Raw genomic sequence first — 20,169 nt, 5'->3', positions numbered from 1 at the left:
AGAAAGGCATGGACAGCAGGAGCACTGCAGTCCGTACGGGCAGCCGTACCGGCGAAGCCACCAGCAGATGAACGGGGAAGAACGTGATGCAGCAGGATACGACGGCGGATTTCGGCGGACGGCAGGACACCGCGAGGTCGGTCGGACCGGTGCTCGAACCGTTCGAGGACGTGCGGAGCATCGCCGTCCTGCGCGGTGGAGGGCTCGGCGACCTCATGTTCGCGATGCCTGCCATCGCCGCCCTGAAGGACGCCTACCCGGAGGCGGAGATCACCCTCCTCGGTATGCCGGGGCATGCGGCGCTGCTCGCCGGGCGGCCAGGGCCGGTGTCGGCGGTGCTGGAGCTCCCGTTCTCCCCCGGCGTACGCCCCGGGGACGAGGACCCGGAAGCCGTCGAGCGGTTCTTCACCGGGATCCGCGGCTCCTTCGATCTCGCCGTCCAGCTACACGGCGGCGGGCGGAACTCGAACCCGTTCCTCCTGCGCCTCGGCGCGCGCCACACCGTGGGCACGCGGACGCCGGACGCCGTCGCGCTGGAGCGCACGATCCCGTACGTCTACTACCAGCACGAGGTGTTCCGCGCGCTGGAGGTGGTGGGACTCGCCGGCGCCGTTCCCGTGGACCTGGAGCCACGGGTGCACGTGCTGCCGGGCGAAGCAGACCGCGCCGCACAACTCACCGGCGAGGGCGCCGTGATCGCCCTTCACCCCGGCGCCACGGACCCCCGCAGGAGATGGCCGTCGTCGTCGTTCGCGGAGGTCGCGGTGCGCGCGGCAGCGGACGGGTGCGAGGTGCTGGTGGTCGGGGACGAGACGGACGTCCCGACGGCGGAGGACATCGTCCGGCTGGCCCTCGAGGCGGATCCGACGGCGAACGTGCGCTCGCTCGCCGGTCAGCTGTCGCTCGGGGAGCTGACCGGCGTGCTGGACCGCAGCGCCGTCATGGTGGGCAACGACAGCGGGCCGCGCCACCTCGCCCAGGCGGTCGGCACGCCGACGGTCGGCGTTTACTGGATCGGCAACGTGATCAACGCCGGGGCGATGGGACGCACGCTCCACCGCGTGCACTTCTCCTGGGTGACGCACTGCCCCGTGTGCGGTGTGGACGTGACCCAGGTGGGCTGGACGGCGGAACGATGCGAGCACGATGACTCGTTCGTCGCGCCGGTCCAGCCCGCCGCCGTCTACGCGGACGTGGCCGAACTCAGGGCCACGAGCCTTCTTCTGCGTGGGCGATGACCATCTCGCGGATCTCGCAGCTCTTGGGCTGCGACAGCGCGAACAGGATCGCCTCGGCGACGCGCTCGGGATCGTTAAGCCGTGAGTCGTCCTGGGGCTTGTACTGCTCGTCGCGATCGTCGAAAAAGCGCGTCTTCATCCCGCCGGGGATGATCGTCGTCACACCGATCTGGCCGGCGGTCTCCGCTGCCAGGGCCTGCGAGAAGCCCATCACGCCGAACTTCGAGGCGCAGTAGGCCGTCGCGTCGCCGACCGCCTTGATGCCGAGCGTCGAGGCGATCGTCACGACGCGCCCGTGGGTCTTCTTCAGGTAGGGCAGCGCGGCACGGGCGGTCGACGCCGTGCCCATGAGGTTCACACCGATCACCTTCTCCCACTGGTCCGCGGGCACCGTGTCGAGCGGTCCGCACCGGTCGATACCGGCGGCGGTGACAACGGCGTCGAGGCCGTCCATCATCTCTGCCGCCTCGCGAACCGCCGCCTCCACGGCCGCCCGGTCGGCGACGTCGACCTCGAAGGCCTTGACGCCCGTGACGCGACTGATGTCGCGGTCGAGCACCACCGGCGTGCCACCTGCGGCGATCACGCCCTGGACGATGGCTGCTCCGAGGCCGGAGCCCCCGCCCGTCACCAGGACGCGTCCCGGATTGAATCCTGTACCTGCTGTGGTTCCTGCGTTCTCGGTCATGCTGTTCCTTTCGTTGCTTGGTCCCGGCCGGCTGGATCGGTCCGGGCCCGTCTCTGCAGCCCGTCAGCCTACTCGGGCGAGCGCGGCTGCAAGTTTGGTGGTGGAGCGGGCTGGGATGTAGGGGACGGTGACGGTCCTGCCACCCCAGCTGGCGACGAGCGCGGCCTCGGGAAGGTCCTCGGCCGCGTAGTCGCCACCCTTGACCCAGATGTCCGGCTGCAGGCGCGAGATGGCATCCTCCGGGGTCGACTCGCCGAAGACGAGGACTGCGTCGACGCACTCGAGGGCCGAGAGCAGCTCGGCGCGGTCCTCCTGCTTGATGATCGGCCGGGTCTCGCCCTTCAGACCACGCACCGACTCGTCGGAGTTGAGACACACGATGAGGCAGTCGCCGAGCCGCCGGGCGGCGGCAAGGGTCCGCGCGTGGCCGGCGTGCAGCAGGTCAAAGCACCCGCCGGTGGCCACCACGGTCCCGCCCGCCTCCCGCGTCCGGCGTGCCACGGTGAGAGCGTCCAGGCCGTCGACCGGCAACTGTTCGGGAGCTGCAGGCCGCTCCCGGCCCATCGCTCCGACGCCGCCGGAGCCGAGGAAATGCGCCGCGGCCTCCGTCGCCTGCTGGGCCGCGTCGTCGATCGCAGCTCCCTGGGCGAGCCCGACCGCGAGCGCGGAGGCGAAGCGGTCGCCCGCCCCGCAGGGGTCGGCCGCGGTGACGCGGGGGGCGGGCACCACCTGGGGCAGGAGCCCTCTCGCCCCCACGAGCGCGCCGTGTTCGCCCATGGTCACCAGGACGGCGCGGCTGCCCCACTTCTCGAGCAGGACGTCGGCGGCGGCCGCTGCGGCCTGGGTGCCCGAACCTGCGACGTCGGCGAAACGCAGTGCCTCACCGATGTTCGGCGTCACTGCTGCGACTCCCGGGACGGGACGTGCGCCCGACGGATGGGGGTCCCACACCACGGGGACGGACACCGCAAGCGTCTCGAGCCGCGCACGGAGCTCGTCGTTCGCGAGCAACCCCCTGCCGTAGTCCGCAGCGACGATTGCGTCGGCGTCCTCGAGTGCCGCGAGCATCTCCTCGGTGCAGCCGGGCACGGGCGGTGTCGCGCAGCCCTCGTCGAAGCGCACCACGGGCTGTCCCGAAGCGCGGACCCTGGTCTTGACCGGCGTCGGCGCGCCTGAAGGCCCGGCGACCACGGCCACGCCGTCGAGTTCCGCGCGCAGCAGTCCCGCCGCGTCGTCGTCCCCGAGAACGGTGACCAGGACGGCGTCGTGCCCGTCCGACTGCAGCATGCGGGCCACGAGACCGGCTCCGCCCGCCCGGCGGTGCACGGCGTCGACGTCGACGACGGGCACCGGCGCGTCGGGCGAGAGCCGCCCCGCGCCGCCCGAGAGATCGGTATCGAGCAGGACGTCGCCCACCACCACGATCCTCATCGCTGTGCCTCCCGCCGGCGGTGTACTTCGGCGTCGAACGCCCGGCAGATCGCGTGGAGTGCAATCAGGTGGCCCTCCTGGGCGTTGGCTGACGTCGCGTCGATTGGCACGTAGTCGTCCACGCGGTCGGCCAGCGGGTTGGGGCCGGGCCCTGTGAGCGCCCAGGTCGTGACGCCTGCCGCCCGGGCGGCGTCGACGGCGTGGAGCAGGTTGGGGCTCTTGCCGCTCGTGCTCAGGAGGATCAGGATGTCACCGTCCCGTCCATGGGCGCTGACCTGCCGGGCGAACATGTGGTCGAATCCGTAGTCGTTCGCGATCGCGGTGACCGCGGAGCTCTCGGCGTGGAGCGAGATCGCGGAGAAGGGCTCGCGCTCGCCGTCGAAGCGGCCCACGAGCTCTGCGGTGAGGTGCTGCGCCTCGGCAGCCGAACCACCGTTGCCTGCGGCGAGCAGCCGCTGCCCTGCCATGAGCCGACTGGCCATCTCGACACCCCATCCGGCGAGGGTGCCGGCGTTCTGCACCAGGGACTCGAGCGCGGGGGTGACCGCGCGGAGGTGGTCCAGGACGAGGCGTCGCGAATCCTCCTGCACTGCGTCCGTTGCGCGCTGTCCGGAGGGGATCGTCGGTGCTGGGGTGTCGGTGCGCGTCTGGGTGAAGACGTCCGAAAGATGCGTGGTCACAGTGCCCTGCCTCCCGTGCTCTCGAGTCGACGCGCGGCGCTCCGCCGCGCGGTGGCCGGTTGTGCGGGCGCTGCCGCACCCAGGGCCGTCTGGTATGCCTTCTCCGTGTCCGCAGCAATGCGGCTCCAGGAGTAGCGGGCGCGTACGCGCCGGTAGCCGTTGTCACCGAGTTCGCGCGCCCATTCGGGGTCCCCCACGATGTCCGCGATGGCTGCCGCGATGGCGGCCGGATCCTGGGGCGGGACATGGAGACCGGTCTTGCCGTCCACGACCGTGTCCACCAGTCCGCCGACGGCCGCCGCGATGACCGGGACGCCGCACGCCATCGCCTCCAGCGGCACGATCCCGAACGGTTCGTACCACGGGGCGCAGACGACTGCGTCTGCACTTCTCAGGACCGCCGGCATCTCGGCGCGGGAGACCTGACCTCGAAGGACGACCCGGTCGGCTACGCCGAGCTCGACGGCGAGCGCGCGGAGCCGCTGCGCTTCCGGGTCGTCCTCGAGGCTCGTCGAATTGCCCGCGCCCCCGACGATGACGAGTTCGACGTCGTCCCGCCCCAGCTCAGCGAGGTCACGGAGGGAACGGATGACGAGGTCCATGCCCTTGCGGGGGACGAGCCTGCCGACACTGACGATGCGATGTGCGCGGCCTCGCTCCTCCACGGGACCCCGTGGCGTGAACAGTTCGAGGTCGACGCCGCACGGCGCGATCGAGACACGGCTGCCGGGAACACCCATCGCCTTCAACTCGAAGACCTCGTCGGAGCACGTCGCCACGATCCGGTCGGCGCTCCGGCCCACCATGGTCTCGAGCATGAGCCGCTCGGACGGGCTCGTGTCCTCCGCCCCCTGGTGCCGGCGCTTCACCGTCCCGAGGGCGTGGAAGGTCTGGACGACCTGCACCGGGCGGCCTGCTGCCCGCGACTGCCCTGCGGCGTCGAGCGCGGCCAGCCCGGACATCCAGAAGTGCCCGTGCACGATGTCCGGCGGCTCCTGGCCCCAGTCCGCCACGATGCCGTCTGCGAGTTCACCCATGTACGGCAGCAGCATGTCCTTCGGAACGCTCCTCACGGGGCCGGCGGTGATGTGGACGACCTCGAGCCGCGGCTCGGTCCGAACCCGGTCGGGAACGGCAGGATCGTCGCGCCGCGTATATACCGTCACCTCATGACCGCGGCGCGCGAGTGCGAGGGACAGCTCGGCCACGTGGACGTTCTGCCCGCCGGCATCGACGCCTCCCAACGCCGCAAGGGGGCTTGCATGCTCAGACACCATGGATATCCTCACTGCGCTTTCCTTTCTGTAGCCGCCAGGACGCGGTGCCGCGTCGGTTCCTGCTCCAGGACGTCGTCCCAGTCGGCGAGGAACCGTGCGAGACCGTACCGTGCGAGTGCCGCTTCCCGTGCAGCCAGCCCCCGTGCTCTGGCTTCGTCCGGGTTGTCGATGAGGCGTGCCGCCATGCGGACGAGGTCATCGATGCTGGTCGAGATGGCTCCGGCCTCCGGTGGCACCGCACGGGCCGCTTCGGTCGTCGCGAGCGCCAGGACGGGGAGTCCGACATGCATGGCTTCCAGGAGCGAGAGCCCGAGCGATGTCCAGCGCAGCGGGTGGACATAGGCACGCGACCGTCCGAGCCGGGCATGCAGCTCGGCCATGGGCAGGTCGCCGCCGATGCGGAGCTCCCCCGGCCCGAGGTCGAGCGCGTCGGCGAGCCTGTGCGTCCCCATGCCGAAGACCTCGAGCGGCGCGACGCCCGCGAATCGTGGGAGCAGATCGGTGCCGGTGATGCGCCCGCGCCGGACGGGCTCGTTGATGACGGCGGCGAGCTGCTCCAGTTCGCCCGTATACAGGTAGCCGGGATCGACGATGCCGTGCTCGATGACCCTTGTCCGCGCGTTCCCGTTGTCCCAGAAGAGTTCATTGAAGTGGGTGACGTGGATGACGGGGATCCCCGACTGGTCGGCCAGCGGGTGGACGGTGCCGACGATGTCCCGACGGGGCGTGTTGTGCTCGAGGAACACCGCGGACAGGTCCTGGCCAGGAGTCCTACCGAGGAGGCGCTCGCACTCGGCGATCTCCTCGAACCGCTGCAGGACGACGACGTCGATGTCGGCATCCGCGAGGTCGTGCGGAGCGACTTCGATGGCGGAGGCGGGCCAGTCCCGGCCGGCCCTGCCCAGGCCCCAGGCGCCACCCTCGGGCGTCGTGGGCAGCACGTAGGTGTGCTCCCCCCTCACGAAGGCGTCCGTCCACCCTCCGTGGACGTGCCATAACAGGATCCTCATCGGTTTCCCCTCGTTGTTCGGCGGCCCTCTGTACGGCCGATGGTGCGGCGCGAGCCGAGTGACGATACTCCGGAGCTGAGCCGCAGGGCGGCATCCACCACATCCTCCGGGGAGACATTGGACAGGCACGGGTGTCCCTGCACCGGGCAGATGCGGGCGCGGCTGAGCGCGCACGCCGCCTGCTGGTCGCCGAGCAGTTCGACGGGGACACGGTACGGCGCCCAGCGGATCGCGGGCACCACGGGCGAGAACAAGCAGACGACAGGTGTGCCCACCGCTGCCGCCAGGTGCGCGGGACCGGTGTTCCCCGTGATGACGACGGTCGCTCCGGCGAGGATGGAGCCCAGCGCCGCCAGATCCGTCCGGCCGCCCAGGTCGACGGCCTCCGGACCTGCGACGGTGGAGGTGAGGTCTGTCTCGTTCGGTCCACCGGTGACGACCACGCGGAAGCCCGCCGCGGTCAGCAGTTCGACGGCGGCCGCGTGGTGCAGTGGCGGCCACGCGCGCGCGGGCACGGAAGCCCCCGGGTGGACGACGACGTAGGGTCCGCGGCCGACGAGATCGGAGGCGTCCGTGAGGTTGGTGACCTGGAGCCGGCCGTCGTCCCCGGGCGGCAGGGCGTAGCCGGCAGCCTCCGCAATGCCGAGGGCGCGTTCCGCTTCCGGCTGGTCCTCGGGGAAGTCCTCCCCCGGCTTGAGCCGCACGTCGAGGAGCGACCCCGCGTAGTCGACCGATGCACCCGCGATACGCCGCACGCCCGCGAGCCGCAGCAGGAGCGCCAGGGGCAGGGGCGACTGGTGGAACGAGGTCAGGATCACCGCTTCGTGGACACCTGCGGCCTCGACGGCGTCGTGCAGTTCGCCCAGGAGTTCCGGTGTGACCTCCGGTGGCGGATCCACGATCCAGGGCGCGGCCCAGGTGAGGACGTCGACGACGCCGGGCAACAGCCTCGCTGCAGCGGCACCCTGCGGGCCGCACAGCATGACGACGTCGTTCGGCGAGTCGCCGTGGTCGCCGGCCGCGATCGCACGGACGGCGGGGCCTGCGAGCAGGACGTCGCCGGCGCTGTCGAGCCGGACCACCAGCACGCGCCGCCTCATGGCGTCCCGGCCCAGAGGGAGTCGACGGCTTCGGCGAGATTCCCGGCGACGACCGGGGCTGACCGGATCTCCTCCTCGAGCGTGATGTCCGTGGGCACGAGCACCGCGCGGGCACCGGCGGCGGCAGCGGCGCCCATGTCCGCTCCGATGTCGCCGATCACGGCGACGTCCGATGGAGCGAGGCCGAGGCGGGCGCTGGCCGAGAGGACCATCCCGGGACCCGGCTTGCGGCATGCGCACCCGTCGTCGTTCCCGTGCGGGCAGACCTCCCAGACATCGAAGGGGCCGAGCAGTTCTTCCACGCGGGCATTGACGGCGTCGACCTGCTCCCGCGTGACGAAACCGCGGGCGATGCCGGACTGGTTGGTGACCACGCCGACCGGGATACCCCGTGACCGCAGGCCGTCGAGGACCTCGCGGGCTCCTGGCATGGGCTGTACGAGCGACGGGTCGCCGTTGTACGGAACGTCGATGACGATGGTCCCGTCGCGGTCGAACAGGACCGCCCGGGGAGCTGTCTGCGTCAGTCCGGCCGAAGTGTGCATACAGGCTTAGTTCCCGAGAAGGAGCAGTACTAAACACTTTGTGCAGAACTTCTTCTTCTGCTCCTCCTCCTGCTCCTCCTCCGCGCCGTCCCTCGGCCGCGATTCCACCCTCGTGCAGGGCCCCCTGCGGGCCTCGGGTCGGCCCGTGCCGACCCGCACCGACCCGTACCGACCCAGGGCTCGCGCTGCGACGGGCGCCCGCCGATCCTCTGGCAGGATGATTTGCATGACTTCCGAGGGCACCAGCGCCGACAGCGCTCATCAGGCGTTGCAGGGACACCACGAGCACAGATCGGCCGACGCGACCACCCGCGCCATCCCCAGCACGACACCCCCGCCGGACGGGCGTCCCGAGATCCTGGCCCTTCGCGCCTTGAAACTCGGCGATCTCCTCGTCGCCGTGCCGGCCCTCCGGGGATTGCGTCGCGCGTTCCCGGACCACCGGATCCTCTACGCCGCGCAGGAGTGGCTGCGACCCGTCGTCGCCCTCACCGACGCCGTGGACGACCTGCTGCCCACGCACGGGCTCGACGACCCCCTGCCCATCGAGCACGGGCGGATCGACCTGGCCGTGAACCTCCACGGCAACGGCGCGGAGAGCCGGGGACGGCTCGAGGAGATCGGCGCCAGCCGCCTCATGGGCCACAGGGCGCCGGGCTGGGAGGGGCCAGAGTGGGACAACGACGCGCTCGAGCGGCAGCGCTGGGCCTCGCTCGTCAGCTGGCACGGCGTCCCGGCGGATCCACTGGACTGCCGCCTCCGCGTGCCCGACGGCGACAGCCCCGCTCCGGACGCCGTCGTCGTCCATGTCGGAGCCGCCTATGGCAGCCGTCTGTGGCCCGTGGAGCGGTTCGCGGCGGTTGCGCGTTCCCTTGCCGCAGCCGGGCACCAGGTGGTGTTCACGGGAAGTGCGAAGGAGCGCCCCCGCGCCCTCGCGGTCGCCGACGCCGCCGGGCTGCCCGAGGAGACCGTCGCGGCTGGGAACCTCCCGCTCGACCGCTTCGCACGACTCATCGCAGGGGCGTCCCTCGTGATCTCCGCCGACACGGGTGCCGCCCACCTCGCGTCCGCCTATGCGAGACCGTCGGTCATCCTGTTCGGTCCGGCACCGGTGTCGTCATGGGGTCCCCCGCCGGGCCCCCACACCGTGCTGACCGACGAGTCGGTGCGTGTCGGCGAGACGTTCTCGCCCACACCCGACCCGGCTCTGCTGGCGGTGACCGTGGATCAGGTGCTGGCAGCAGCAGCCGATCACGGCATCTCCTGACGACGCAATACCCGCCGTGGTGGAGCTGCTGACCAGCGGCTCCACCACCGGCCGCGCGCTGATGACCGGGCCACATCGGCGGCAAGCACCGACGGCGCCCTCAGGCGATCCTGGAAGGGGCCTCCCGCTCGTCCTGCTCGGCGGGAGCACCCAGGAGCCGCTTCTGCAGCTTGACCAGGATCCGCGCCAGTGCCCGCGACACCTGCATCTGTGACATCCCCAGTTCATCGCCGATGCTCTGCTGGGTCTGCTCCATGAAGTAGCGGCGGTACAGCAGTTCCTTCTCGCCGGCGTCGAGCTCGTTGACGGCGCCGCGCAGGGAGATCATGTCGTCACTGCGCTCCATGCCGTTGGAGTCGGTTGCGAGGGTATCGGCCCAGCTCCGGCCCTCGAAGGGGGCATCCAGCGAGTCCGGACGGAGGCTCGAGTGCGATGCCTGGGCCTCGAGAATCTTCTCCTCCGGCCACCCGAGCTCGATCCCGAGCTCGCGGGCCGTCGCTTCACGACCGAGCCGCTGGGCCATCGCGGGCGCCGTACGGGCGATCTCGGTGCGGAGGTCCTGCACATCCCTGGGCGGCCTCACCACCCAGCACGAGTCCCGCAGGTAGCGCTTGATCTCCCCGTTGATGGTGGGGACGGCGAAGGAGGCGAAGGGTACCCCTCGCGCAGGATTGAATCGCTGCACCGCCTTGATCAGGCCGAGATACGCCACCTGCCTGATGTCGGATGCCTCCGGACCGGACACGGCGAAGGAGCGGGCCACCGACTCGGCGATGTCCATGTGGCGCAGGGCGATGTCGTCCTGCAGTGCTGCCTTGAGGGGGCGTTCCGAGTAGTTGTCTCCCTCGGAGTCACTGCCGCTGCCGCCACCCGCAGCCCGGTGATCGACGACGTCCATCGCCTCCACGGTGCGTCGTGCGGGGGCCCCGTGGTTCACGAGGGGTGCGGCGGTACTCGGCATGCTGTGTTCTCCGTCTGGCGTTGGGCACTAACGCTTCCCAACAAAACAGCAGCCTGCCGAGTACGCAAGCACTTCTTCCCTTTCGAGGAATGTGCGCCGAGGACTACCCATTTCGTGACACCCGTTGTAGGAGCTGTCGATCACATGAGGTCCCCGAGCAGGCAAAAGCCCCCTGCCGGAAACGGCAGGGGGCTCGATGCATCGTTCCGGGCGGCCAGATCAGCTGAGGACGGTCGCTGCCGGCCCGGATGCGCCCGGACCATCGAGTGCGGCGTCGTCCTGCCGCGCTCCACCCGGCGAGGACACGCTCCACCGAGGCGCCCCCAATTCCCTGACGACCGCCTGCAGATGGCTCCGGAGCTCGTCGGACACCAACCCGCCGCCGGCGACCAGCGTGCGCTCGATGTCGTCGGCCGCATCGAGTGCCTGACGACCGGCCGGCGAGATGGAGACCATGTGCGACCGGCGATCGAGGTCGTTCCGAACGCGCGTCACGTGGCCCCTGGACTCGAGCCGCGCCAGGGTCTTGCCCATCGTCTGGGCCTGCACCCTCACGATCTGGGCGAGGCTCGCCTGCGTCATGGCGCCCTGGTCCGCGAGGACACCCAGGGCGATCACGCCCGCGTGAGTCACGCCGATGTCGACAAGGCGCTCATTCCAGGCGTGCTCGACGAGGCGCGCCGCCGTCGTCAGCAGTCGACCGGTGGGCCATTGCTCCAGATCCGGCATGAAACAGTGCACTTCCTCTCGCTTGGGACACCGGCGCCCGCGTCTGGGATCGGGTCTTCCACCTATGATAGCTAGGCTTACTAATCACGATCGCTCAGCCCGCGATGAGGCCTCGCAGCGTCAAGGGTCGCCCTCCGGCCGTCCCCCCAACAACACCAGCGAGAACAACAGGAGTATTCATGTCGCAACGACTCGCCGTCGGTGATAGTGCCCCCGACTTTACGCTCAACGACGCCGAAGGCAACGAGGTGTCACTGTCCTCGCTTCGCGGCGGCAACGTCGTCGTGTATTTCTACCCGGCAGCTGCGACGCCCGGCTGTACGACCGAAGCGTGCGACTTCCGGGACAACCTGGCGTCCCTACGCGCCGCCGGGTATCGGGTCCTGGGTATCTCACCCGATCCGGTCGGCAAGCTGGATGCCTTCATCGAGAAGGAGTCCCTGAACTTCCCGTTGCTGTCCGACGAGGACCACGCCGTCGCGGAGGCCTACGGCGCCTGGGGAGAGAAGAAGAACTACGGGAAGACCTACGAGGGGCTCATCCGTTCGACGGTCGTCGTCGATCCCGAGGGCACGGTCGCGCTCGCGCAGTACAACGTGCGGGCAACCGGCCACGTCGCCAAGCTGCGCCGCGACCTCGGCATCGACCAGTAGGGATCGGAAGCGCTGCCTCGTTGGCGCTAGAGTGAAGGAAAGGGACGCGCTCTGCGGAGCGGCGCCCGAGCGCGAGTGGCGGAATTGGCAGACGCGCTGGATTTAGGTTCCAGTGTCTTCGGACGTAGGGGTTCAAGTCCCCTCTTGCGCACTACGAGTACCTGCAGGAGCCGTCCTCGGACGGCTGTTACGAGCCCCGCCGGGTTCCATTCCCGGTGGGGCTTTTTCATGCCCGACGGCGGCCTTCCGCTCATCGACCCGCACATCGATGCAGGTCACGGGGAGGTCACGAAGCAGCAGCCTTTCAACGGGCCGAGATTTCTTCGCAGATCCAACCCATCCACGCGCGCCGGGTGCCCGAAGTAACTGTGAGACATCGACACGATGTGTTTCACCAAACAGTCACCGACCACAGGCACCCGCCGGGTCACATCTATGGAGGAAATCTCATGGAAATCACCAAGCGCAGGAACCTTTCGATCCTCGGAATCGCAGCAGTCTCGATGTTCGGTCTCGCAGCCTGTGGCGGCGGCGACGAAGCGTCGTCGGAGGCCGCCCCCAGCAGCATGGCCAGCGAGACCAGCATGGCCAGCGAGTCCGCATCGCCGGAGGCGTCCGAGAGCATGAGCCCGTCCGCATCGGCATCCGCATCGGCCGACGCCATGGCGGACCCCGCGGCGAACCTCGTCGGACCCGGCTGCGCCGGATACGCCGAGACGGTCCCCGACGGCGCCGGCTCGGTAGCCGGCATGGCGCTCGATCCCGTGGCAACTGCAGCGTCGAACAATCCCATCCTGACCCAGCTGACCGCCGCGGTCTCCGGCGGGATCAACCCTGAGGTCGACCTGGTCGACACGCTCAACGGCGGCGAGTTCACCGTCTTCGCACCGGTCGACGAAGCCTTCGCCGCTCTGCCGGCCGAGACCGTCGAAGGTCTGAAGACGGACACCGCGGGCCTCAGCGGCATCCTGACCTACCACGTCGTGCCCGGCAAGATTCAGCCTTCCGAGCTCGAGGGCACCATGCAGACGACAGTCCAGGGTGCCGACCTCGAGGTCACCGGCTCCGGCGACGAGCTCATGGTCAACGGCGCCAGTGTCATCTGCGGTGGCGTCCAGACGGCCAACGCCGTCGTGTACCTGATCGACACCGTCCTCACGCCCCCCGCCGGCTAAGGAACATCAGCCCCCTGGTTCATGCCTCTAACCTGCTCCAGGGACCTAGAACGGACCCCTTCACCCCTCGGTGGAGGGGTCCGTTCCTGTAGGTCCTGCTGCCGCGCCTGGACCGCAGCAACAGGACCATCACCTAGACTTGGGTCTTCCAGACTCCCGGTCCCCCGGACCGGGGCCCGCCTGCCTTTCGGAGATCCTGCTCGTGAACATCCCCGCCGCGTGCCGAAACCGCCCGGGTCGGTCCGTCCACAGGGGCATCAGAATCGTCGCGGCGCTGGCTTCGGCAGCACTCCTCGCCTCTTGCACCGCACGGGACGTCCCCGCACCGCAACCGTCCCCGACCGCATCGGCCGCGGCGGAGGTGACGGCGACGCCCGAGGCCTCCACTTTCACTTTCGGTACCGCTGCGGATCCGCGGACGCTCGACCCGGCGCTGGCCAACGACACCGAGTCCTACCGCGTGACGCAGCAGGTCCTGCAGGGTCTCGTCGGAGTCGATCCGCTGACATCGGAGCCGACGGCGCTGCTGGCCGAATCCTGGGAGGAAAAGGACGACGGCCGCACGTACGAGTTCACGCTCAGGGAGGACGTCGTCTTCCAGGACGGCGAGCCGTTCGACGCCGAGGCCGTCTGTGCCAATTTCGACCGCTGGTACACGCTGCCCGCCGGTGCCCGTTCCGGAACAGCGAGCCTGCCGTTCAAGGACGTGTTCAAGGCCTTCTCGGACCAGCCTGACGTCAGCCTCTACAGCGGGTGCACGGCGACAGCGAAGTACTCCGTCGACCTGAAGCTCACGAGCAGGATCACCGGACTCATCTCCGCGCTCGCCGCGCCGGCCTTCGCCATCTCCTCGCCCGCTGCCCTCGAAGCCGGCGCAGCGGACGAGCTCAGCGAGAGCCGCGAGGGAGCGGAGATCTCACGGTACGGCCAGGGGCCGGTCGGTACCGGCCCGTTCCAACTAGCGTCCTGGCAGCCGGGCACGGTGGAGCTGTCGTTCTTCGACGGGTACTGGGGCGAACGGGGGGAGATCGACCGCGTCGTCTTCACGACCATCCCCAATCCCGACTCCCGCGCACGGGCGCTCACGGCAGGCAGGATCGACGGCTACGACTTCGTCTCGGTCGACAGCGCGGTCGACCTCGCGCGCAACGGGCTCCAGTTCCTGCAGCGCGACCCCTACTCGGTGCTGTATCTCGGTCTGAACGAGGACTTCCCGGGTGTCGACAACGCGCTCTTCCGCGAAGCGGTCGCGCACGCCATCGACAAGGAGGCGCTCATCGACGGCCGCTTCCTGAACGGGACCAAACCCGCCCGCCAGTTCATCCCGGAGAAGCTCGGGGTCAGCAGCGAGAGAGTCGAGGACTACGGCTACGACCTGGATCTCGCCAAGGATCTGCTGAAGCGATCCGGCTACGACGGACGCCCGCTCCCCTTCTACTACCCGCGCAACGTCTCACGGGCCTACCTGCCCTCGCCCGAGAAGGCGTACGCCGAGCTGAGCAGGCAACTGACCGAGGCCGGCTTCACCATCAAGCCCGTGCCCGTGGAGTGGAGCGACGGTTATGCCGCCACGGTCCAGCGGTCCGGCGACAGGGCCTTCCACCTCCTCGGCTGGAGCGGGAGCTACGACGACCCGGACAACTTCGTCGGTGCGCTCTTCGGCAGTTACAGCGACGAGTTCGGCTACGACGATCCGCAGTTGATCAGCAAGATCAATCGAGCGCGAGGGCTGCCGGATGGTGAGGACCGCTCCGACGCCTACGCGGACATCAGCGCGCAGATCGCGGCCCGGATTCCGGCGGTGCCGCTGGCCTTCCCCATCTCGGCACTCGCCATGAGCGCCCGCGTCAGCACATACCCCGTCAGTCCCGTGATGAACGAGGTATTCAACCGCATCGACCTCGCTGATGTGGAGCCCCGCCCCACCCCGTCCGGCTGAGCGACAGGCTCCCGCCTGTTCGGGCGATCCGGAGCCCCCGGTGGATTTAAGTAAGGTCACTACCAGACGCTAGGCTTTCCCTGCTAGGACCTCGCGACTGGAGACAATGTTGAGCACTATGAGCCAGGGCACACCCGCCAAGACAACCGACGTCATCCTCATCGGCGGCGGGATCATGAGTGCCACGCTCGGCGCTTTCCTGCGGCAGCTCCAGCCCGACTGGGACATCTCACTCTTCGAACGGCTCGACGCCGCCGGCCTCGAGAGCTCCGACCCCTGGAACAACGCGGGGACCGGGCACTCCGCACTGTGCGAACTCAACTACTCGCCTGCAGGCAAGGACGGCTCCGTCGATCCGGCCAAGGCGGTCGCGATCAACGAGCAGTTCCAGGTTTCCCGACAGTTCTGGTCCCACATGGTGTCCGAAGGGCTCGTCGGCGACCCGCGCACGTTCATCAACCCCGTACCCCACATGAGCTTCGTGTGGGGCCAGGCGAACGCTGAGTACCTGCGCAAGCGCTATGAGGCGCTGAGCGCCCAGCCGCTCTTCAGCACAATGCAGCACAGCGAGGACCATGACACCATCGCCGAGTGGACTCCCCTGGTCATGAAGGGCCGCAACCCCTCCCAGCCCGTCGCGGCCTCGCGCGTGGAGGGCGGGACCGACGTCGATTTCGGCGCACTGACGCGGCAGCTCACCAGCTACCTGCAGGGGACCGGCGTCGAGGTCAACTACGGCTTCGACGTACTCGACGTCGCTCGGGCCTCCGACGGGCGCTGGGACGTCAAGGTGAGGAACAAGGCGACCGGCGAGACGAGTACCGTCACCACGAAGTTCGTCTTCATCGGTGCGGGCGGCGGCGCCCTGCACCTCCTCCAGCGCAGCGGAATTCCGGAAGGCCGCGGGTTCGCCGGCTTCCCGGTATCCGGACAGTTCCTCCGCTGCACGGACCCGGAGCTCGTCAAGCAGCACAATGCGAAGGTGTACGGCCAGGCCTCGGTCGGCGCTCCCCCGATGTCCGTCCCGCACCTGGACACGCGCTTCGTCAAGGGCGAGCGCTCGCTGCTGTTCGGACCGTACGCGGGGTTCTCCACCAAGTTCCTGAAACGGGGCTCCTACCTCGATCTCCCGACGTCCATCCGGACGTCGAACCTGGTACCGATGCTCGCGGTGGCCAAGGACAACATGTCCCTCACGAAGTACCTCATCACCGAAGTCCTCAAGAACCGCGACGCCAAGAACGAGTCGCTCAACGAGTTCCTCCCGACCGCCGAGGGCGGCAGCTGGGAACTGATCTCTGCCGGGCAGCGTGTACAGGTCATCAAGAAGGCCCCCAAGAAGGGCGGCGTACTGCAGTTCGGCACCGAGGTCATCACCTCGGCGGACGGTTCGGTCGGGGCTCTTCTCGGCGCGTCTCCCGGCGCCTCGACGGCCGCACCGATCATGGTGGAACTGCTGAAGCGCTGCTTCCCGGGCAAGATCTCGGACTGGGAGCCGAAGCTGAAGGAGATGCTGCCAGGGTACGGGGTCAAACTCAACGAGAACCCGTCGCTGGCCGCAGAGGTGCAGTCCCTGACCGACCGGGTCCTCAAGCTCAAGTAACTATCGGCGGAGCCGGCGGGCCGGGCGATCGTCAGCACCGAAGGCAGGTTCCGTGTTCCGTCTGGCTCAACTATCCCTGGGTAATCGGGCGCTCATCGCGCTCATCACGATCCTCGCATCGGTCTTCGGCGTCATCACGCTCGGATCGCTGAAGCAGGAGCTCATCCCGTCACTCGAGTTCCCCCAGATCACGGTGCTGTCCAACGTACCGGGAGCATCTCCGGAGTACCTCGACGAGCAGGTCAGCGAGCCGCTCGAAGCCGCACTGAGTGGCGTGGAAGGCCTCGAGTCGTCGTCGTCGACCTCGCGCACGGGCGTGTCGACCGTCAGCCTGGTCTTCGTCTACGGCACGAACCTGGACCGTGCGCGTGCGCAGGTCGACCGTGCGATCTCCACCGTCCGTCCGGCGCTGCCGGACGACGTCGAGCCGCAAGCCCTCGCCGGGAGTATCAGTGACCTGCCGATCGTCTTCATGGCCGTGTCGTCGGAGCAGTCGCTCAGCGAGCTGAACGGCGACCTGACGCGACTGACCGTGCCACGCCTGCAGAAGGTCGACGGCGTGCGCACCGCCGACATCTCCGGCGGAACACGGCAGCACGTCGCGATCCTGCCGCGGGACGGCGCGCTGCAGGCGGCTGGACTCACGATCGGGGACGTCACGAGCACGCTCGAGGACAACGGCGCCCTGTTCCCGGTCGGAACCCTCGAGGAGTCCCCACGGTCGCTCACCATCCAGGCAGGGAGCAGGGTGGGCTCACTCGACGACATCAGGGCCCTGCCCGTGCTGCCGGCCTCCCCCGCGAACGACGCCCCTCCCGATGGCCCGGCGCGGACCGACGGCACGGGCGGCACCGGATCCGTCGTCACCATCGGGGCCATCGCCGACGTGAGCCTGGCTGACGACGAGCCGACCTCCGTGACGCGCACCAACGGGGTCGAGACCCTCGCCCTGACCGTGACGAAAGTGCCCGACGCCGACACCGTCCAGATCTCGCAGCGGATCGTGGACCTGGTTCCCGACCTCGAGGCGGAGCTCGGGAACGCAGCGGAGATCACTGTGGTGTTCGATCAGGCGCCCTTCATCGAGCGGTCCATCGACGACCTCACCACCGAGGGGATCCTCGGTCTCGGATTCGCCGTGCTGATCATCCTCGTCTTCCTGCTGTCGGTCCGCTCGACCCTGGTCACCGCCATCTCGATCCCCCTGTCGCTGCTCGTCACCTTCATCGGGTTGTACGCCGCGGGTTACTCCCTCAACCTGCTGACACTGGGCGCCCTCACCATCGCCATCGGCCGCGTCGTCGACGACTCGATCGTCGTGATCGAGAACATCAAGCGTCACCTCGGGTACGGGGAGGAGAAACGGGAAGCCATCCTGACGGCGGTCCGGGAGGTTGCGGGAGCCATCACGGCGTCCACGCTCACCACGGTGGCCGTTTTCGCGCCCATCGCGTTCGTGGGCGGTCTCGCGGGCGAACTCTTCCGCCCCTTCGCGGTGACGACCGGCATCGCGCTGCTGGCCTCCCTCGCGGTGTCCCTGACGATCATCCCCGTCCTCGCCTACTGGTTCCTCCCGCGGGCCTCGTCTCCCACCGGTCGGCGCGGAGCGCGTCACACCGCAGCCGCCCAGGCCGGACAGACAGGGGACGGAGCCGAGCACGCCTCGGTCCCGGACAGGCCGTCACTCCTGCAGCGAGGCTACCTTCCTGTCCTTGCCGGGACGCAGCGCCACCCGGTCGTCACGCTGATCAGTGGCGTGATCGTCCTCGGTGCGACCGCGGCCATGGTTCCGTTCCTCCCGACGAACCTCCTCGGCGCGTCGGGCCAGAACAGCTTCTCCATCACACAGACCCTCGCTCCGGGTTCCAGCCTTGCGACGACGACGGAGGCTGCCGGCCGAACTGAGGCGATCCTGGCGGACGTTCCGGAGATCCGGGACGTGCAACTGACAGTCGGCACGGCGGACGGCGCCTTCGCGGCGCAGTTCTCCGGCGGGGCCTCCGTGGCGACCTTCACGGTCACCACGGACGAGGACGCCGACCAGGAGGCCCTGCAGGCGTCCGTGCGCCAGGAACTCGAGGGACTCGAGGAGGCGGGGACGTTCTCCCTGTCGAGCCAGCAGGGCGGGTTCGGCACCTCCAGCACCATAGACATCGACATCACCGCACCGGTCAGCGACGACCTGGCAGCGGCGAACGCCGCTGTCCTCGACGGCATGCGGGGCTTCGAGGGGGCCGGCGAGGTCTCCAGCAATCTCTCGGCCGCGCAGCCGCAGGTGCAGATCGACGTGGACCGGACCGCCGCCGTGGAAGCGGGACTGAGCGAGGGCCAGATCGCCGCACTTCTCGGTGGCAGTATCAGCCCTGTTCCGGTCGGCTCCGTCCGTTTCGATGCGGAAGACCTACCGGTCCTCGTGGGAGAAGGGACACCGATCACGAGTCTGGACCAGCTTCGGAACCTCCAGATCCCCACCGCGCAGGGTCCCATCGCATTGACCGAGGTTGCGTCCGTCCAGGAGGTCCAGGTCCCAACCTCCGTCACGAGCTCGAACGGGGAGCGGACGGCGCGTGTCTCCGTCACGCCGTCGGGGGATGATCTCGGTACCCTCACGACGGCGGTCAACGAGCGCCTCGACGCCATCGCGCTGCCTCCGGGGACAACCGCGACCGTGGGCGGCGCGTCGAGCCAGCAGGCGGAGTCCTTCGACCAGTTGTTCCTGGCCCTGTGGGCGGCGGTCGCCATCGTCTACGTCATCATGGTCGCGACGTTCAAGAGCCTCGTGCAGCCCCTGATCCTGCTCGTGTCGATCCCGTTCGCCGCGACCGGTGCGATCGCCCTGCTGCTGATCACGGGTATCCCGCTCGGGCTGCCCTCGCTTATCGGGCTGCTGATGCTCGTGGGCATCGTGGTCACCAACGCGATCGTCCTCATCGATCTCATCAACCAGTACCGGCTCCCGCGTGACGGCGCACCCGGTCTGCGGGTCGAGGACGCGATCCGCGAGGGTTCGCGGCAGCGTCTTCGTCCCATCCTCATGACGGCTCTGGCCACGATCTTCGCCCTGACCCCGATGGCACTGGGCCTGACCGGCCAGGGGGGCTTCATCTCGCAGCCCCTCGCGGTCGTCGTGATCGGTGGGCTCGTCTCTTCGACGGCATTGACGCTCGTACTCGTCCCGGTCCTGTACCGGCTGGTCGAGGGTGGCCGGGAGAAGCGGGCGCTGCGCCGCATGTCCGCGGCGGGAGCCTGACCCGTCCGTGAGGAAGGGGTACGACGGCGTATACTAGATGCATATGTATATAGTTGCCGGTCTTTCCGGCAGGAGGCCGGGAGCGACCATGGCACAGAACGTGGAATCCGCCGTCGAACAGGACGAGAACCAGGGCAGAAGCGATGATGCTACCGGCAGGCCGTCGGTGCGTCAGGCCTCCGAGACGTGGGAGTCCCTCTTCCGGGCGCAGGTGGGGGTCATGCGTCGGATCCGGAGGGATCCGGTCTTCCGCGAGCTGGCCGTCGCCGAGTACGACGTCCTGTTCAACCTCAGCCGCTGCCCGACGGGCTGGACCCGCCTGAACGAACTCAACAACCACCTGTTGATCAGCCAGCCCAGCCTCAGTCGCATGGTGGATCGGCTCGAGGCGAAGAACCTGGTGCAGAAGCGCCCGGCCCAGAACGACCAGCGGGGTGTCGAGCTCGCATTGACGGACGAGGGCAAGGCCCTGCAGCGGCGCATCGGCTCTGCCCATGTGCGCCGTATCCAGGAGGTACTGGCGCCAGTCCTGGACAGCGACGAGATGGAGCAGCTGAAGGCGCTCACGGACAAGATCAACGCTCGCCTGGGCTAGCTCCTGTGCTGGGAGACCCGGGGCCGCC

At 69.1% G+C, this 20,169-nt stretch carries 17 protein-coding genes and 1 tRNA gene; 9 read left to right on the top strand and 9 right to left on the bottom strand.

Annotated features, from left to right (window positions below):
* Positions 1–86 precede the first annotated feature (86 nt).
* Positions 87–1,238, top strand: a complete 1,152-nt coding sequence (locus FDK12_RS02775) for a glycosyltransferase family 9 protein (RefSeq protein ID WP_137368286.1) — start codon at positions 87–89, stop codon at positions 1,236–1,238.
* Here the strand turns inward: FDK12_RS02775 and FDK12_RS02770 are convergent.
* From FDK12_RS02770 to FDK12_RS02740, 7 genes are all read right to left on the bottom strand, one after another.
* Entirely contained in the window at positions 1,204–1,926 is a 723-nt protein-coding gene (locus FDK12_RS02770) for an SDR family oxidoreductase (RefSeq protein ID WP_137368090.1), read from the bottom strand. The two genes, FDK12_RS02775 and FDK12_RS02770, sit on opposite strands and share 35 nt — an antisense overlap.
* A 63-nt stretch (positions 1,927–1,989) precedes the next feature.
* Positions 1,990–3,357 carry a PfkB family carbohydrate kinase gene (locus tag FDK12_RS02765; RefSeq protein ID WP_137368089.1) on the bottom strand — a complete coding sequence of 456 codons (1,368 nt, stop codon included), beginning with the start codon at positions 3,355–3,357 and terminating at the stop codon, positions 1,990–1,992.
* Positions 3,354–4,037, bottom strand: coding sequence for an SIS domain-containing protein (locus FDK12_RS02760; RefSeq protein WP_137368088.1), 684 nt, complete (start codon positions 4,035–4,037; stop codon positions 3,354–3,356). The genes FDK12_RS02765 and FDK12_RS02760 overlap by 4 nt, the downstream gene beginning before the upstream one ends.
* The gene (locus FDK12_RS02755) at positions 4,034–5,326 is read right to left on the bottom strand and encodes a glycosyltransferase (protein WP_137368087.1); all 1,293 of its coding nucleotides are present in this window, start codon (positions 5,324–5,326) and stop codon (positions 4,034–4,036) included. Before FDK12_RS02755 ends, FDK12_RS02760 begins: the two co-directional genes overlap by 4 nt.
* On the bottom strand, positions 5,323–6,324 hold the full coding sequence (locus FDK12_RS02750) for a glycosyltransferase (protein WP_137368086.1): 1,002 nt from the start codon (positions 6,322–6,324) through the stop codon (positions 5,323–5,325). Before FDK12_RS02750 ends, FDK12_RS02755 begins: the two co-directional genes overlap by 4 nt.
* Complete coding sequence (locus FDK12_RS02745; RefSeq protein WP_104118011.1) at positions 6,321–7,424, bottom strand: glycosyltransferase family 9 protein; 1,104 nt, start codon at positions 7,422–7,424, stop codon at positions 6,321–6,323. The genes FDK12_RS02750 and FDK12_RS02745 overlap by 4 nt, the downstream gene beginning before the upstream one ends.
* Positions 7,421–7,969: a D-glycero-alpha-D-manno-heptose-1,7-bisphosphate 7-phosphatase gene (locus FDK12_RS02740; RefSeq protein ID WP_137368085.1), complete on the bottom strand. Its 549-nt coding sequence runs from the start codon at positions 7,967–7,969 to the stop codon at positions 7,421–7,423. The genes FDK12_RS02745 and FDK12_RS02740 overlap by 4 nt, the downstream gene beginning before the upstream one ends.
* Positions 7,970–8,195: 226 nt before the next feature.
* Here FDK12_RS02740 and FDK12_RS02735 point away from each other — a divergent pair, with 226 nt between their 5' ends.
* Complete coding sequence (locus FDK12_RS02735) at positions 8,196–9,236, top strand: glycosyltransferase family 9 protein (protein ID WP_137368084.1); 1,041 nt, start codon at positions 8,196–8,198, stop codon at positions 9,234–9,236.
* Between the two features lie 100 nt (positions 9,237–9,336).
* Here the strand turns inward: FDK12_RS02735 and FDK12_RS02730 are convergent, their stop codons facing one another.
* Both FDK12_RS02730 and FDK12_RS02725 read right to left on the bottom strand, forming a co-directional pair.
* Entirely contained in the window at positions 9,337–10,197 is an 861-nt protein-coding gene (locus tag FDK12_RS02730) for a sigma-70 family RNA polymerase sigma factor (RefSeq protein ID WP_137368083.1), read from the bottom strand.
* Between the two features lie 219 nt (positions 10,198–10,416).
* Positions 10,417–10,926: a MarR family winged helix-turn-helix transcriptional regulator gene (locus tag FDK12_RS02725; protein ID WP_137368082.1), complete on the bottom strand. Its 510-nt coding sequence runs from the start codon at positions 10,924–10,926 to the stop codon at positions 10,417–10,419.
* Between the two features lie 179 nt (positions 10,927–11,105).
* Here FDK12_RS02725 and bcp point away from each other — a divergent pair, with 179 nt between their 5' ends.
* The 7 genes from bcp to FDK12_RS02690 all read left to right on the top strand — a co-directional run bounded on the left by bcp (position 11,106) and on the right by FDK12_RS02690 (position 20,141).
* Positions 11,106–11,579, top strand: a complete 474-nt coding sequence (bcp, locus tag FDK12_RS02720) for a thioredoxin-dependent thiol peroxidase (protein ID WP_137368081.1) — start codon at positions 11,106–11,108, stop codon at positions 11,577–11,579.
* 69 nt (positions 11,580–11,648) lie between these two features.
* A tRNA-Leu gene (locus tag FDK12_RS02715) sits at positions 11,649–11,730 on the top strand.
* Positions 11,731–12,028: 298 nt separating this feature from the next.
* The gene (locus FDK12_RS02710; protein ID WP_137368080.1) at positions 12,029–12,754 is read left to right on the top strand and encodes a fasciclin domain-containing protein; all 726 of its coding nucleotides are present in this window, start codon (positions 12,029–12,031) and stop codon (positions 12,752–12,754) included.
* 361 nt (positions 12,755–13,115) lie between these two features.
* Complete coding sequence (locus tag FDK12_RS02705) at positions 13,116–14,693, top strand: ABC transporter substrate-binding protein (protein ID WP_223263041.1); 1,578 nt, start codon at positions 13,116–13,118, stop codon at positions 14,691–14,693.
* Positions 14,694–14,811: 118 nt separating this feature from the next.
* Complete coding sequence (locus FDK12_RS02700; protein WP_137368079.1) at positions 14,812–16,296, top strand: malate:quinone oxidoreductase; 1,485 nt, start codon at positions 14,812–14,814, stop codon at positions 16,294–16,296.
* A gap of 52 nt (positions 16,297–16,348) precedes the next feature.
* Entirely contained in the window at positions 16,349–19,546 is a 3,198-nt protein-coding gene (locus FDK12_RS02695; RefSeq protein ID WP_137368078.1) for an efflux RND transporter permease subunit, read from the top strand.
* An 88-nt stretch (positions 19,547–19,634) separates the two neighbouring features.
* The gene (locus FDK12_RS02690; protein WP_137368077.1) at positions 19,635–20,141 is read left to right on the top strand and encodes a MarR family winged helix-turn-helix transcriptional regulator; all 507 of its coding nucleotides are present in this window, start codon (positions 19,635–19,637) and stop codon (positions 20,139–20,141) included.
* Positions 20,142–20,169 lie beyond the last annotated feature (28 nt).

This window comes from Arthrobacter sp. NamB2, from assembly GCF_005281365.1.
Taxonomy (GTDB): Bacteria; Actinomycetota; Actinomycetes; order Actinomycetales; family Micrococcaceae; genus Arthrobacter_D.
Note: the sequence above shows the minus strand (reverse complement) of the source record. Positions and strands in the feature narration are given on the sequence as shown.